11 protein-coding genes are annotated in these 15,091 nt (G+C 69.9%); 6 read left to right on the top strand and 5 right to left on the bottom strand.

The window, feature by feature from the left end:
- Positions 1-279 precede the first annotated feature (279 nt).
- Positions 280-1,071, top strand: coding sequence for a deoxyribonuclease IV (locus F4558_RS26745; protein WP_053651642.1), 792 nt, complete (start codon positions 280-282; stop codon positions 1,069-1,071).
- The gene (locus F4558_RS26740) at positions 1,068-3,548 is read left to right on the top strand and encodes a hypothetical protein (protein ID WP_245241367.1); all 2,481 of its coding nucleotides are present in this window, start codon (positions 1,068-1,070) and stop codon (positions 3,546-3,548) included. The genes F4558_RS26745 and F4558_RS26740 overlap by 4 nt, the downstream gene beginning before the upstream one ends.
- Before the next feature lie 27 nt (positions 3,549-3,575).
- Here F4558_RS26740 and F4558_RS26735 read toward each other — a convergent pair whose 3' ends face one another.
- The 3 genes from F4558_RS26735 to F4558_RS26725 form a co-directional block, all read right to left on the bottom strand.
- Entirely contained in the window at positions 3,576-5,084 is a 1,509-nt protein-coding gene (locus F4558_RS26735) for a glycosyltransferase family 87 protein (RefSeq protein WP_167946436.1), read from the bottom strand.
- A 128-nt stretch (positions 5,085-5,212) separates the two neighbouring features.
- Positions 5,213-8,053 carry a transglycosylase domain-containing protein gene (locus F4558_RS26730; protein WP_167946434.1) on the bottom strand — a complete coding sequence of 947 codons (2,841 nt, stop codon included), beginning with the start codon at positions 8,051-8,053 and terminating at the stop codon, positions 5,213-5,215.
- 197 nt (positions 8,054-8,250) lie between these two features.
- Positions 8,251-8,694, bottom strand: a complete 444-nt coding sequence (locus tag F4558_RS26725) for a DUF5318 domain-containing protein (protein WP_167946432.1) — start codon at positions 8,692-8,694, stop codon at positions 8,251-8,253.
- A gap of 173 nt (positions 8,695-8,867) precedes the next feature.
- Here F4558_RS26725 and F4558_RS26720 point away from each other — a divergent pair, with 173 nt between their 5' ends.
- The gene (locus tag F4558_RS26720; protein WP_053651651.1) at positions 8,868-9,506 is read left to right on the top strand and encodes a PadR family transcriptional regulator; all 639 of its coding nucleotides are present in this window, start codon (positions 8,868-8,870) and stop codon (positions 9,504-9,506) included.
- Between the two features lie 23 nt (positions 9,507-9,529).
- Positions 9,530-10,609: an inositol-3-phosphate synthase gene (locus tag F4558_RS26715; RefSeq protein ID WP_053651653.1), complete on the top strand. Its 1,080-nt coding sequence runs from the start codon at positions 9,530-9,532 to the stop codon at positions 10,607-10,609.
- A gap of 113 nt (positions 10,610-10,722) precedes the next feature.
- Here the strand turns inward: F4558_RS26715 and F4558_RS26710 are convergent, their stop codons facing one another.
- Positions 10,723-11,208 carry a methylated-DNA--[protein]-cysteine S-methyltransferase gene (locus F4558_RS26710; RefSeq protein WP_167946430.1) on the bottom strand — a complete coding sequence of 162 codons (486 nt, stop codon included), beginning with the start codon at positions 11,206-11,208 and terminating at the stop codon, positions 10,723-10,725.
- A 141-nt stretch (positions 11,209-11,349) separates the two neighbouring features.
- Here F4558_RS26710 and F4558_RS26705 point away from each other — a divergent pair, with 141 nt between their 5' ends.
- Both F4558_RS26705 and F4558_RS26700 read left to right on the top strand, forming a co-directional pair.
- The gene (locus F4558_RS26705; protein ID WP_053651657.1) at positions 11,350-11,892 is read left to right on the top strand and encodes an NfeD C-terminal domain-containing protein; all 543 of its coding nucleotides are present in this window, start codon (positions 11,350-11,352) and stop codon (positions 11,890-11,892) included.
- Positions 11,893-11,918: 26 nt separating this feature from the next.
- Positions 11,919-13,454, top strand: a complete 1,536-nt coding sequence (locus F4558_RS26700) for a flotillin family protein (protein ID WP_167946428.1) — start codon at positions 11,919-11,921, stop codon at positions 13,452-13,454.
- Between the two features lie 138 nt (positions 13,455-13,592).
- Here F4558_RS26700 and F4558_RS26695 read toward each other — a convergent pair whose 3' ends face one another.
- Positions 13,593-15,053, bottom strand: coding sequence for a CCA tRNA nucleotidyltransferase (locus tag F4558_RS26695; protein WP_053651662.1), 1,461 nt, complete (start codon positions 15,051-15,053; stop codon positions 13,593-13,595).
- Between the last annotated feature and the right edge of the window lie 38 nt (positions 15,054-15,091).

The following is a 15,091-nucleotide window of genomic DNA, read 5'->3' as shown; positions in this document are numbered from 1 at the left end:
CCTCGTCCCTTGTTGGGGGAAAAGGCGCAATTTTCCGAGAATCTTCATCGGTGGACGTCTTGTGCGTCGGAGGGGTGCGCCCCCGTCCCGCCGGGCCGCGAGACGGGGTGCCCTCGCTGTCGAGCCGACGACCGCCGTTGCCGTCCGGGGCGCTCACGCCACCAGCGGTGTCGGACGCTTGTCGCCGGTTCAATTCATCAACGATCGTCGGTCCGGCCGGTGACGACACCGCACCGGTCGTTACCGCACCCGTCGGAGGGGCGACGTAGGCTCGCTCCCATGCGTATCGGAGCCCACGTCGACTCGACCGACCCGCTGGCGGAGGCATCTGCCCGATCCGCCGACACCGTGCAGTTCTTCCTCGCCGACCCGCAAGGGTGGAAAGCCCCCAAGCCGCGGGAGGACGCCGAGCAGCTGCGCGCCGCCGAGGTCGACCTCTACGTGCACGCGCCGTACGTCATCAACGTGGCCACCCTCAACAACCGCATCCGGATCCCCAGCCGCAAGCTGCTGCTCGGGCACGCGACCGCCGCCGCCACGATCGGCGCCAAGGGCCTGATCGTCCACGGTGGGCACGTCAACGCCGGAGACGACCTGGCGGTCGGCTTCGACAACTGGCGCAAGACCTTCGCGTACGCGGCCGACTCCGGCGGATTCGGCGTGCCGGTTCTGATCGAGAACACCGCAGGCGGCGACAACGCGTGCGCGCGCCGGCTGGACGCGCTGGCCCGACTCTGGGACGCCATCGGCGACCACGAGGTCGGCTTCTGCCTGGACACCTGCCACGCGTACGCCGGTGGTGAGGAACTGCTCGGGCTGGTCGACCGGGTCAAGGCGATCACCGGGCGGATCGATCTGGTGCACGCCAACAACTCCAAGGGCGGGTTCAACTCCGGCCAGGACAGGCACGACAACCTGGACGGCGGGACGATCGACCCGGAGTTGGTCGTGGCGGTGATCCGGGCCGCCGGTGCGCCGGTGATCGTCGAAACCCCGGGCGGCGTGGCCGGCCAGGCAGCGGACATCGAGTTCCTCCGTCAGCAGCTCGGGACGGAGCACCCGGGAGCATGACGACCGGACAGCACGGGACGGGCAACGTCCGGCCCTCCGTCGGCGGGGACGCCCCGCTCCGACCGACCAACCCGCCCGGCACCGCCAAGGCCAACGCCCAGTCCGGCACCGCCGAAACGAGTACCAGCGCCGCCAAGGCAAGCACTGGCAGCGTCAAAGCCAGCGCCGCAGAGGCGACCACCGGCGCCACCGGCACGGACGGCTCGGCGGGAGACAACACGAGCACGAGCACGGACGACACCGCGAACATCAGCGCGGCGAGCAACGGCGCCACGAATGGCGCGGCCGGAGGAAGCACGGACAAGGACGCCGCCGAGAAAGCGACCTCGACCGGTAGCCGAAAGGCCGGGTGGTGGAAAGCCGGGACCGCCGACGCCGCAGGCAAGGCCGATGTCGGCACGGCCAAGGCCGGTAGCGGAACGGACGCAGGCAAGTCCGCAGCCGGCACGGCCGTCGCCGGAAGCGTGACGGACGCGGACAAGGCCAAGACCGACACGACCAAGATCGACACGGCCAACGCCGACACGGCCAACGCCGACACCACCAAGGTCGAAAGCGAAACGGACGCGGGCGACAGCGCCGCGACCCGGACCAAGACCAAGACCGATGCCACCGAGAAAAACGCCGACGAGAAGGCTGCGGGCGAAACGGTCGCCGATGTCGCCGAGAAGGACGCGGCCGACGGCAAGACGAAGCCCGTGGAGGCCGAGCGGTGGAACGCGTTCGCCTCCGCGCCGGAGCCGGCGCCCAGCCGGTTGACCCGGGCCGGCCGGGCGGTCGGCCGGTTCGTGGTCCACGAGTGGACCCTGGCGAGCCTGGCCTCCGTGGCGCTGGCCGTGCTGATGACCTGGCCGACGATGCGTTACCCGCGCTACACGCTCCCGCAGGACTACTGGGACCCGAGCCTCCAGGCCTGGCAGATGGCCTGGTCCGGGCACATCCTGCTGACCGAACCGGCGCGGCTGTGGCAGTCCAACACCTTCTTCCCCGAGCTGTGGAGCTTCGCGTTCTCCGACACGCTGCTCGGTTACGCACCGGCGGGGATGCTCGGCAGCGGGCCCGAGGACGCGGTGCTGCGCTACAACATCATGTTCGTGCTGGCGCACGCGCTCGCCACGCTCGGGGCGTACGCGCTGGCCCGGCAGTTGGGCGCGGGTCGCATCGGCTCGGCCGTGGCCGGGGTCGCCTACACGTACGCGCCGTGGCTGCTGGCCCAGGCCGGGCACCTGCACGTGCTGTCCAATGGCGGCATTCCCCTGGCCCTTGCCATGCTGGCGCGCGGGCACGGCTGGTCGCTGCGGTACGGCTACCGGCCCGAGCGGCGACACGACGGCTGGGTCTACGCCGGGTGGCTGGTGGCTGCCTGGCAGATCAGCCTCGGCTTCGGTATCGGCCTGCCGTTCGCGTACATCCTGGCCGGCGGGGTCGTGGTCACCGCGGTCCTGTTCGTCGTGCGGCGGCTCCGGACGGGTCGGGCGCTGCCGTTCGGTCGCCGGCTGTTCGTCGCCGACCTGGTCGGTGGCGCGTTCTTCGCCGGTGTCGGTCTGCTGATGGCGTACCCGTACTTCAAGGTGACCGAGCTGCACCCGTACGCCGAACGGTCTATCGACGACATCCGCATGTATTCGCCGCCGGTGTCCGGGTTCGTGACGGCGCCCGCCGAGTCGCGAATCTGGGGTGGCTTGCACGAGGGCGCCCGCGGTGCTCTGCCGTGGCACCCGGAGATGACGCTGTTGCCGGGGTTCGTGCTGTACGCGCTGGCCGCCGGCGGGCTGCTCTTCTCGGTGTGGCGGCTGCGGCACCGGCTGCTGCTGCTCGCCGGGGTGCTGGTGACGATGGCCTTCGCGATGGGCACCCGCTTCTTCGGCGGCAGTTTCACCTATGGGCTGCTGTTCGAGCACGCGCCGGGCTGGAACGCCCTGCGTACACCGGGGCGGTTGATGCTCTGGACGACGTTGCTGCTCGCGTTGCTCGCGGCGGGCGCGGTCACCGCTCTCACCGATCGTGTCCGTGAGCTGGCCGCGCAGCGGATCCCGTCCTGGCCCGGGCCGTGGTTGCGGCTGGCCACCCTGCTGCCGCTGCTGCTTGTCATCGCCGAGGGCCTGAACGCCACGCCGCACCAGGTGGTGCCGACCCAACCGACAGCGATGCGCGCAGCGGAGGGCCCGTTGCTGGTGCTGCCCAGCAGCCAGAACCAGGACCAGCACGTGATGCTCTGGTCGACGAGGGGGTTCCCCGATGTGGTCAACGGCGGCAGCGGCTTCACCCCGCGCCAGCTCGACGACGTCCGCCGGGTGAGCCAGTCGTTCCCGGACCAGACAAGCGTCGACTACCTGCGGACGTTGGGCGTGCGCACTGTGGTGCTGCTCCGCAGCCAGGTCGTCGGTACGCCATGGGAGATCACCATCGACGCGCCTGTCGAATCGCTCGGCATCAGCCGGCAGGACGTCGGTGACGCTGTGGTGTACCGGCTCTGAACCCTCTCTCGACGCCCGGGGCCCGGCTCAGGTGGTGACTGCCGGCTCGGGCTCCGGCGCGGGATTGCCCTCCCGGCGGCGCCAGCGGTCCAGCCAGGGTGCGTCCGGCGCGCCGTCGAGCACGCCGCCGTCCGGGTCGTCGTCATAGGTGGCCCGTACCGCGTCCTGCTCGGGGTGCAGGATCTCCCGGATGACCAGCACGCAGAGCACCACCACGGTGCCCAGCCGCAGCGACGCGGCCAGCACGAACACCCCTTCGGGGAAGACCGGGCGGCTGGTCGCCGCGCCGAGCAGCTCACCGTAGAAGGCGACGAAGTAGCAGACCTCGGCGATTTGCCAGGCCAGGAAGGCGCCCCACTTCGGCCGGGCCAGCACGATCAGCGGCAGCATCCAGAGCACGAACTGCTGGGACCAGACCTTGCTGAAGATGAGGAACGCGGCGACCACAAGGAACGCGAGCTGGGCGAGCCGGGGCCGGCGTGGTGCCCGTAGCGCCAGCACCGCCACGCCGAGGCAGGCCAGCCCGAACAGGGCGTACGAAACGATGTTGAGGGTTGGGATGTTGGCGTTCAGCCACTCGAACGGACCGAGCCGGCCGGGATCGGTGCCGATCTTGCCGTCGAGGTAGCGCCCGATGTACCAGAGCGTGCCCCAGTCGATCGGCCGGGTGGTGTTCAGTTCGAAGAAGCGGCCCCAGTTCTCCGGGTACGCCCGCGCAGGTTGCAGGTTCACGAGCACCACGGCGACGATCGCGGTCCCGATGGCGGTGAGCGCGGCGCGGAGCCGGTTGGCTCGCAGCGCCAGGATGAGGATCGGCCCCAGCAGGAACAGCGGCCAGAGCTTCGCCGCACCGGCGAGACCGAGCAGCACGCCTGCCACCGCCGGTTGTCGCCGTGCCCAGGCCAGCAGCCCGAACGCGGCGAGCCCGATGGCGAGTAGGTCCCAGTTGACGGTGGCGGTGAGCAGCAGCGCCGGGGCGATCGCGAACAGCGCGGCGTCCCACGGTCGTCTGCGACGCAGCGCGAGGATCACCGCCACGGTGGCGACCGCGAGCGCGCCGAGCACGAGGGCGTTGAGGTTGTAGAACCACTGGGCCTGGTTGATGGTCGGGTCGCCGTCGCCGATCGCATGCACCGGCAGTCCGAGGGCACCCATGAAGTAGCCGGTCAGCACCGGGTACTCGACGGGATGGTCGCGGTAGGGCACCTTGCCCTCGTTGAGCCCTTCGGCGTAGTAGAGGGCGAGCACATCGGTGTAGCAGAACCGGTTGTACTGGACGTTGTTCTGCCAGGCGCCGTCCTGGCAGGGCGACTTCTGCACCCAGTGCAGCGCCAGCGTGAGGCAGACCAGCGCCAGCACGATCCGGGCGGCGGTCCAGAACCGACGCTCGGAGCCGGCCGGCTGGTCCAGTGCCGTCGCGTGGTCGCCGAGCGGCCCGCCGATGGCGCCGGAGAGGCCGCGGACGAACCCATCGGACCGGGACGGGTGGTCGGTGGTTCCGGCGTCGTCGATGCCGGGCGTCGACTGGGTGCTCATGAAAAGGCATCCTGCCGTACGACGGGGGTGCGCGTCCCGCCCCAATGCGGGAGATGTCCGGGTACGCCAAACGCCGCCGCCGGTCGGACATGTCGTCCGGCCGGCGGCGGCGTCGCGTGCGGGGTGGGTCAGTCCCGGGTGGAAGGTGGCAGGCTGGGTAACAGGCCGCCGCCGTTGCCGCCATTGCCGGGCCGACCGGGCCCACCGGGAGTGTCGCCGCCGGCGTTGCCGTCGGTACGCGGGCAGAACGGGTTGGTCAACGGGTCACAGGGCTGCCCGCCGCCAGGCCCGCCGGGTCCACCCGGTCCGCCAGGCAGACCGGGGGTCGGCGGCGGAGCCACCGGCTCCTTGCCGTTGCCTGCGTCAACGTCGCCCTCGCCAGTGACGCTGGGCAGGGAGACCTCGTCCTGCCCCTTGAGCGCGGTGTTCATGTACTTCTCCCAGATCGGACCAGGCAGTGTCGAACCGCCGATGGGCTTGCCGCCGGTGAGGCGGATCTGGGGCTTCCTCGGGTCACGGCTGCCTACCCAGACCGCTGTGGCGATCTGCGGGGTGTAGCCGACCGTCCACGCGTGGGCGTTGTCCTTCCGGTCGTACTCCCAGGTGCCGGTCTTGGCGGCGGCCGCGCGGCCGCCCTCGAGCGAGAGCCCGTTCGGGCCGGGGATCTGCTTCAGGACACCGGTGACCTCATCGGTGATCTTCTTGTCGATCCGCTGCTCCGGCTTGATGCGCTCGCTGCCGACCACCTTCCACTTGCCGGTGTCCTTGTCCTGCTGCTCCACCTTGATGATGAAGTGCGCCTTGATGTACTTGCCGTCGTTGGCGAACGTGGCCATGGCGTTGGCGTGGTCGAACACCGTGATCGGGTACTTGCCGAAACCCGTGTAGTTGTCGAACGGGTTCGGCCCCTTCTTCGACAGGTCGAAGGCCTGCGGCGGGTCGACGCCCCACATGGTGGTCACGCCGGCCTTCCGGGCCATGTCGACGACCTTCCCGGCACCGATCTTGTCGGTGACCCAGTAGAAGGGCACGTTGTACGACTGGACCGTCGACTCTTCGAGCGTGCACCACTTGCCGCACTTGAGGTTGGTACGGCCGGCGTTGCCGATCGCAACCGCGGAGCCCTCCGGCTTGTACGGCGTGGGGTCCCAGTGCGACTTGACCGAGATGCCGGCCTCGATGGCGGCAGCCAGTGTGTAGACCTTCATCGAAGAACCCGGCTGGTGACCGCCGGTCAGGTCACCGTTCTTGTCGGTGTTCTTGCCGGCGTAGTCGAAGTCCGCGCCGCTGTCGCCACCGTAGTAGGCGAGCACGCGGCCCTTCTTCGGGTCGATCGAGACGACAGCCGCCATGAGGTTCTTGGGCTGGTCGTTGAGCTCGGAGCCCTTCTTCGACTGCATCGCGACGTTCTCGGCGGCCGACTGCAACTTCGGGTCGATGGTGGTGGTGATCCGGTAGCCGCCGTCCCGTAGGGCGTCGACGCAGCTGGCCTTGCCCTCCGCCCCGCTGTCGGAGCAGAGACCCATCTGGTCCATCTCCTGGCGGACGTAGTTGATGACGTTGCCCCGAGGGCTCTTGACGCCGAAGCCGACGCCGTCCTTCTTCGGCGGCAGCGCCTTCGGGTATTCGAGCTGGGTGGCGGGGTCCAGCCAGCCCTCCTTCTTCATGCCACCGATCACGTAGTCCCACCGGGTCTTGGCGTCCGTCGGGTTGACCGCCGGGTCGTAGCCCTTGTGGGTGGTAGTGGCCACCGGTTGCTTGATCAAGGCGGCCAGGACCGCGCCCTCGGCGGGGGTGAGCTTGATGGCCGACTTGCCGAAGTAGGTCTGCGCCGCAGCCTCGATGCCGTACGCACCCCGCCCGAAATAGATCACGTTCAGGTAGTGCTGCATGATCTCGGGCTTGCTGTACGTGTCGTTGAGCTTGGAGGCGAGGATCGCCTCCTTCACCTTCCGGCCGTACGTGTCGTCCTTGAGGTTCTCGAACGCGTTGCGGGCGTACTGCTGGGTGATCGTCGAGGCACCCTGCTTGTCACCGTTGGAGACGTTGTTCCACGCAGCCCGGACGATGCCCTTGTAGTCGACGCCGGAGTGCCGGTAGAAGTTCCGGTCCTCGGCTGCCGCCACCGCGTGCTGCACGTGCTCCGGGATCTGGTCGATGGTGACAAAGGTGCGGTTCTCGCTGCCCAGCTTGGCCAGCTGGGTCTTGCCGTCCTTGGCGTAGACGGTGGTGGACAGCGGCAACGGCATCTCGTTGGGCATGACCACGTTTGTCGAGTAGTAGGTGAAGCCGACCACGCCGATGCCCGCGAGCATGATGAAGACGGCGAACCCGGCGATCAGCAGGTTCATCCGCTTGCGCTTCTTGGCGCGGGCCGCCCCACTCGGGTCGCCCGAACCGCGACCGCCCCGGCCACCGCGACCCGGACCGTTCGGTCCGCCCGGGCCACCTGGCCCACCCGGGCCACCGGAGACCGGGGAGACACTCGCCCGGGCGACAGCGGCACGGCCACCTACCGACGCCGTACCGACCCTGGCCCGGCCTGCCGAAGCCGCGCCGACGGAGGCGGCGCCGACGACGGCACGGCCCGAAGGCGCGCCCGGGGACACCGGCACCGAGGCCCGGCCGGCGCCGGCACGACCGGCTGCCACACCAGGAGCCGGGGACACCGGCACGGAGGCCCGGCCGCTGCGGCCCGGCGTAGCCGGACCCACCGAGGCGGATCCGGCGGCGACGCCGCGCGGCGGCACGGAGGCCGAGCCGCCCACCGAGGCACGACCACCGGCGGCCCGCGGTGTCACAGAGGCCCTGCCGGGAGGTGCCGCTGGCTCCGGGGCGGACCAGCCGCCCGCGCGGGAGTCACCGCCGGGTCGACGGTACGAGTCGTCCGCGCCCGGTCCGGGGTCACCGTCCGGGCCGGGGTACTCGGCCCGCCCGCGCGCAGAACTGGGATCGCCGTACGAGTTCATTCCTCACACCCTGCCGGTCGCGGTGGGGCGCTGCTGCGCCGCCACCGGGTTGCCGTGAGTTGCTTCACCCGGGGCACCGGCACGGGGGTGCCGGTTCGCTGGGTCCATTGCTGTATCAATAGGGCCAATCGGACCAACGAGCGGTTGGCCGTCCCGGGTCACGTCCACGGCCCCGGGGCCGGTCCAACCACCTGAGATCACCGTTGCGCCTCTCGCCTCCGTCGACCTGCGCCCTCGGCGCTGGCCACGTCCTGCTCGTCAGCGCCGTCGCCGCTGAGACCGTCCCGGCCGAGCAGGTACTGCTCGACGAGGTGGTTCCAGTCACAGCCGAGGCACACCTCCACCACGAAGACCTGGAACTCACGCAGTGTCATCGCCAACACGGGCAGCTCGGTGAGCGTCCGGGCCTGCCCGGCGGACTGCTTGAGTTCGTCACCGTAAATGTAGTGGACCAGGGTCAGATTCTCGCTGCGACAGATCGGGCAGCGCAGGTCGGTCGGCTCCCCGTGGAACCGGGCAGCGTTCTTCAGGTACGGCGAGGCGTCGCACACGTCGTACGTGCCGACCCGGCCGGCCAGAAGCTCACGCAGCACTGCTCGCTTCTGAAGCGAGTAGTCGACGACCTGGCGCTGCGTACGCATGCGGAGAAGGGTACGCGGTCCGGCCGGACCAGGCGACCATCGTCACGATCCGTGACGGCAGGATCCCGGAACGAGGGTTTGCCCTGGCTTCGATGACCCGCTAACGTGCGATGTATCGGTCCGATACATCGCGGCGGTTACCGCTCGGCGCCAGGGGTAAGAGAGGGTGGCCCATGCTCGACCTCGCCATCCTCGGCCTGCTGCAGGAGTCTCCGATGCACGGCTATGAGCTGCGCAAGGAGTTGACCGCCAAGCTCGGGGCGATCCGCGCGGCGATCAGCTACGGCTCGCTCTATCCCACGCTACGCAGGCTCCAGGCGGCGGGGTGGATCACCGAAGCCGCTGAGACACCCGTCACCGCCGAGGAGGTTCCCGCGCTGACCAGCCGACGAGGTCGGGTGGTCTACAAAATCACTGCGGAGGGCAAGGAACGCTTCGCCCAGCTGATCGCACAGGCGGGGCCCGAGACGTACGACGACACGGGCTTCGGGGTGCACTTCGCGTTCTTCGCCCGGACCGACCAGGCGACCCGACTCCGCATTCTGGAGGGTCGCCGCCGCAAGATCGAGGAACGTCGCGAAGGGCTTCGCGACGTGCTGGGCCGGGCGGCCGAGCGCCTCGACGCTTACACCTTGGAACTGCAGCGCCACGGCCTTGACGCCTGTGAGCGTGAGGTCCGCTGGCTGGAGGAGCTCATCGCCAACGAGCGCTCCGGCCGAGCCCCGACGGTCCCGCAAGCGGGGACGGCCGGTGGCCGACGAGAAGACAACAGCCCGCCTCCGCCTGGAGATACCAGGAAAGAGCGGCCGTGACAGAGAAGAAGGAGGCAGACGCTATGGGCTCCGTCCGCGTCGCCATCGTCGGTGTGGGTAACTGCGCCTCGTCCCTGGTTCAGGGCGTCGAGTACTACCGCAACGCCGACCCGAACGACCGCGTCCCGGGTCTCATGCACGTCACCTTCGGCGACTACCACGTCTCTGACGTTGAGTTTGTCGCGGCGTTCGACGTCGACGCCAAGAAGGTGGGCATGGACCTCGCGGAGGCGATCGTCGCCAGCGAGAACAACACCATCAAGCTCTGCGACGTGCCGCCCACCGGCGTGTCCGTGCAGCGCGGTCCGACCTTCGACGGTCTGGGCCAGTACTACCGCGAGATCGTCGAGGAGTCCGACGCCACCGCCGTCGACGTGACTCAGGCGTTGCGTGACGCGCAGGTCGACGTCGTCGTCTGCTACCTGCCCGTCGGCTCCGAGCAGGCCGCCAAGTTCTACGCCCAGGCGGCGATCGACGCCGGTTGCGCGTTCGTCAACGCCCTGCCCGTCTTCATCGCCTCGGACCCGGAGTGGGCGCAGAAGTTCACCGACGCCGGCCTCCCGATCGTCGGTGACGACATCAAGAGCCAGGTCGGCGCCACCATCGTGCACCGCGCGCTCGCGAAGCTCTTCGAGGACCGCGGTGTCGAGCTGCTGCGCACGTACCAGCTCAACTTCGGCGGCAACATGGACTTCATGAACATGCTGGAGCGCAAGCGGCTGGTCTCGAAGAAGATCTCGAAGACCCAGTCGGTCACCTCGCAGATCCCGCACGAGATGAGCAAGAGCGACGTGCACATCGGCCCGTCGGACCACGTGCCGTGGCTGGACGACCGCAAGTGGGCGTACATCCGCCTGGAGGGTCGCTCCTTCGGAGACACCCCGCTGAACGCCGAGCTCAAGCTCGAGGTGTGGGACTCCCCGAACTCGGCCGGTGTCATCATCGACGCCGTCCGCGCCGCGAAGATCGGCCTGGACCGGAAGATCGGCGGTCCGATCCTGTCGGCCTCGTCGTACTTCATGAAGTCCCCGCCGGTGCAGTACGCCGACCACGACGCCCACCAGGCCGTCGAGGAGTTCATCGCCGGCGAGGTCGAGCGCTGACCCGCTGAAACACCAGCACGGTCGAGGGCCGGGTCCGCATGGACCCGGCCCTCGTCGCGTTCAGCTCGACATCTCCAGGTACGGCGAAAGCCTCAGCACCTGCTCGGTGAGCGTCAACCAACGGCCCAGGTGTGTCGCAGCGCGACCCCGGCCTCCAACTCCAGCAGCTTGACCTTGCGGGGCAGACCCCCACCGAACCCGACCAGCTTGCCGCCGGCGCCGACGATCCGGTGACACGGCACGATCACCGGGACCGGGTTGCGGTTACAGGCCACCCCCACCGCCCGTGCCGCACCGAGATCGCCCACCACGCTCGCCACCTCGCCGTACGTCGACGTCTCGCCGTACGGAATGCGGGTCATCTCCCGCCACACCGCCCGCTCGAACTCCGAGCCGCGCGGAATCGACACCGGAACGGTGAATGCTGTCAGTTCACCGGCGAAGTACGCCCGCAACTCGGCGACAGCCTGCCGGGACACCGCGTCGGCGGGCTCGTCGGCCGCAGCGTCGACACGACCGAAGTGCGTGCCGCACACGCTCGTGCCGTCAGTGGCCACGGAGAACTCGCCGATCGGTGAATCGAGCACGGTCCAGCGCATCCACCCATTGTCCCTGTCGCGGACTTCCCCGTTGGCCCGGCTACCAGCGTCGGGCCGAACGCCACTCCTGCGCCGCCCGGATCGCCGCAGCGGCAGTGGCTCGCGTGGCCAGATCAACTTCGCGTCCACTGGATCATCGAAATGTTGCGGGACGTCGATACTGTGCAGGTCGTGGCCACCGGGACGCTCATCTTTCTCCTCATCGGCGCGGCAGGTGTCGGGGTGCTGGTGCTCGCCCTGCTCGGCACCGAACTATTGCATTTCGGGCACGCCCACGTGGATGGACCGGCCTCGACCGAGGCGGTGGCGGGCTTCGCGGGCGCGTTCGGGTTCGGCGGGGCCATCGCCAACGAACTGCTCGGTGCGCGTACACCAGGAATGATCGCTGGCGCGGCGGCCGCCGGTCTGGTCGCCGCCGTGCCCACCGCGTGGTTGGCGTCCCGGCTGAGTCGAGCGGCGCGCAACATGCGCACCGACCCCACCCCCACCCGCAACGACCTGGTCGGCGCGCTCGGCCTGGTGGTGACCCCGGTGCCGGTCGACGGGTACGGCGAGGTCCGCGTACGCGTCGCCGGCCAGCCGGTCAAGCTCAACGCCCGCGCCGACCAGCCGATCCCGATCGGCGCCCAGGTCTTCGTCGTGCAGGCGCTCAGCGAGACCAGCGTGCACGTCGAGACCTACTGACTCCTCCTCGAAGACAGGATTCCTTCATGCCCTTGCTGATCGCCGTAGGCGGCGCCGTTCTTCTCGTGCTCGTCCTGGTGTTCTTCGTCCTCTCCCGGATCAAGGTGGCCGGGCCGAACGAAGCGTTCATCGTCACTGGCCGTAAGGGCCGCACCACCCAGACCGCCGACGGTGGCCGGTCCACCGACAACTCCGGGCAGAAGGTCGTGCTGGGTGCCTCGGTGTTCGTGCTGCCGGTGGTGCAGAAGCTCCAGTCGCTCGACCTGTCCAGCCGGCGGATCGACGTCGGCATCCGGGGCGCGGTGAGCAAGCAGGGCATCCGCGCCGACCTGAACGGCGTGGCGATCGTCAAGGTCGGCGGGACCGAGGACGCGATCCGGGCGGCCGCGCAGCGGTTCCTGCACCAGCAGGACGAGATCGACAACTTCACCCGGGAGGTGCTGGCCGGCGCGCTGCGGTCGATCGTCGGCCGGCTCACCGTCGAGGAGGTCATCCGGGACCGGGCGGCGTTCGCCAACGCGGTGGCCGAGGAAGCCGAGCACTCGATGACCAACCAGGGGCTGGTGCTGGACACCTTCCAGCTTCAGGACATCCTCGCCGAGGGCTCGTACCTCCAGGACCTGGGTCGGCCCGAGGCGGCCCGGGTGCTCAAGGACGCGGCGATCGCCGAGGCCCGGGCCCGGCAGCAGGCCGAGCAGGAGCGGCTGCTCGCCGAGGAGGCCATCGCCGAGGCGAACCGGAACCTGGCTCTGAAGCAGGCAGGCATCCAGGCGGAGATCGACGCGGCGAAGGCGAAGTCGGCCGCGGCCGGACCGCTGGCCCAGGCGGAACGGGACCAGGCGATCCTGTCCGAGCAGCAGAAGGTCGCCGAGCGCAACGCCGAACTCAAGCAGCGCCAACTGGACACCGAGGTGCGCAAGCCGGCCGACGCCGCCCGGTACAAGGTGGAGCAGGAGGCCGAGGCTTCCCGCGCTGCGGCGGTGCTGAGCGCGGACGCGCAGCGGCAGGCGGTCATCGCCGCCGCGCAGGCCTCCGCCGAGCAGGCCCGCCTCACCGGTGAGGGCGAGCGGGCCCGACGGGCCGCGCTGGCCGAGGCCAACGCGATCGAGGGCGCCAAGGAAGGTGAGGCCGAGCAGCGGCGGCGGTCCGCGATCGCCGAGGCGGTCGAGCGGGAGGGCACGGCCGAGGCCGCGGCCATCCTGGCCCGGGGCCAGGCCGAGGCCGACGCGATGGCCCGCAAGGCCGAGGCGTTCGCGGCGTACGGCGAGGCGGCGGTGCTGGACCTGCTTGTCAAGGTGCTTCCGCAGGTGGTCGAGGCGGCCAGCGCCCCGATCGGTGCGATCGACAAGATAACCGTCATCTCCACCGACGGCGCGTCCTCGCTGACGAAGTCGGTGGCCGGCAACGTGGCACAGGGGCTCCAGCTCGGCAGCGACCTGACCGGCATCGACCTGCCCGGCCTGCTGGCCCGGCTCGGCTCGGCGTCCGCCGCCGCCGGCAACGGCGCCTCGGCCGGCAAGGGCACCACGGCCGTGGACGGGACGGCCGTCGAGACCCGCTGACGACGTACGCCGACGGGCGCCGCTCCCGGTTCGGGGGTGGCGCCCGCCTGTGTACCTGAGAGATCTTGGAAGAAAACTACCCCCGGTGGGGCGCTTTCCCTCCAAGATCTTGCCGCGCGGTAGGGCGGAGAGAGCCGGCTAGTCGATCAGGCCTTCGGCGCGGGCCCAGCGCAGCAACTCCGCCTCGGCGGCGTCGCGGTCCAGCGGGCCGTGTTCCAGGCGCTGTTCCTTGAGGTGCTTCCAGGCCCGACCGACCACCGGCCCCGGCGGTACGCCGAGCAACTCCATGATCGCGTTGCCGTCGAGGTCGGGGCGGACCCGGGCCAGGTCCTCCTCAGCGGCGATCCGGCCGATCCGGTCCTCCAGCGCGTCGTAGTCGGCGGCGAGCTGGGCAGCCTTGCGGCGGTTGCGGGTGGTGCAGTCCGAGCGGGTCAGCTTGTGCAGCCGGGGCAGCAGGTCACCGGCGTCGGCTACGTAGCGGCGCACCGCCGAGTCGGTCCACTCGCCGCGCCCGTACCCGTAGAAGCGCAGGTGCAGCGCGACAAGCGCGGTCACCTTCGCGGTGATCTCCTTGGGGTAGCGCATCGCCTTCATCCGGGCCTTTGTCAGCCGGGCGCCTACCACCTCGTGATGGTGGAAGCTGACCCGGCCGTCGGACCCGACCGCCTTGGTCGCCGGCTTGCCCACGTCGTGCATGAGGGCGGCCATCCGCAGGATGAAGTCGCAGCCCTCCTCCTCGAACGAGACCGCGTTCTCGACGACCGTCAACGTGTGCTCGTAGACGTCCTTGTGTTGGGCGTGCTCGTCGATCTCCAGCTTCAGACCGGTCAGCTCCGGCAGGAACCGCTCGGCGAGCCCGGTGTCGACAAGCAGCCGCAGGCCGGCGATCGGGTCGGCGCCGCAGAGCAGCTTGGTGAACTCGTCACGGATCCGCTCGGCGGTGATCCGGTCCAGGTCGGCGGCCATCTCGGTCATCGCCACGTACACGTCCGGGTGCACGGCGAAGCCCAGCTGGGCGGCGAAACGGGCTGCCCGCAGCATCCGCAGCGGATCGTCGCCGAACGACTCGCGCGGGGTGCTGGGAGTACGGATCACCTTGGCCGCGAGATCGCCCAGCCCACCGTGCGGGTCGGTGAACCGGTGCTCCGGCAGGCTGACAGCCATCGCGTTGATCGTGAAGTCCCGCCGCCGCAGATCCTCGTCGAGGCTCGTGCCGTAGACCACCACCGGGTTGCGGCTGACCTGGTCGTACGACTCGGCGCGGAAGGTGGTGATCTCCAGCCGGAGGCCGCCGCGTTGGGCACCGATGGTGCCGAACTCCCGGCCGGTCTCCCAGATCGACTCGGCCCAGCCCTTGATGATCCCCAACGTCTCGTCGGGGTGCGCGTCGGTGCAGAAGTCCAGGTCGTCGCCTAGCCGCCCGAGCAGGGCGTCCCGCACCGAACCGCCCACCAGGTGCAGCTCATGACCGGCGCGGACGAACCGGCGGCCCAACTCGTCGGCCACCGGGGAGACCCGCAGCAGTTCGGCGACGGCGTTGCGCTGCGCGGCGGTGAGTTCGCGGCGGTCAGCGGTGTGAGGAGCGGAGGCTTCGGACATGGGATCGCCAGACTATCGGGCCGGCGTGCGATCCGATC

The organism is Micromonospora profundi, assembly GCF_011927785.1.
Classification (GTDB): Bacteria; Actinomycetota; Actinomycetes; order Mycobacteriales; family Micromonosporaceae; genus Micromonospora; species Micromonospora profundi.
The sequence above is the reverse complement of the archived record's forward strand: the minus strand, read 5'-3'. Positions and strand labels throughout refer to the sequence as shown.